Here is a 234-nt window from a genome sequence, read left to right as displayed (position 1 = left end):
ATATAAATATTATCTGCATAATACGTCAGTGAGTCGGTTGCATAGACAAGGGAATAAAAACCTTAATTATCAACGTCACTATATTAAGATTACCCGCCTGCTGGAGAAATTAAATCGAAATTATGCCGACAAAATTATGATTTATCCGGAATTTCATCAGCAAATAACTTACGAGGCATTGCGTGTTTGCCATGCGGTGCGCAAAGAGCCGGATATTCTTACCCGCCAACGGAT

Annotated in this window: 1 pseudogene; it reads left to right on the top strand. The window is 38.9% G+C overall.

The features are described from left to right. Window positions 1-234 (top strand): annotated as a pseudogene (locus V5P19_RS24565) (glycosyltransferase); the annotation flags it as partial.

Source organism: Enterobacter sp. UNJFSC 003 (genome assembly GCF_036903355.1).
In the GTDB taxonomy this organism is placed as follows: Bacteria; Pseudomonadota; Gammaproteobacteria; order Enterobacterales; family Enterobacteriaceae; genus Enterobacter.
Note: the sequence above shows the minus strand (reverse complement) of the source record. Positions and strands in the feature narration are given on the sequence as shown.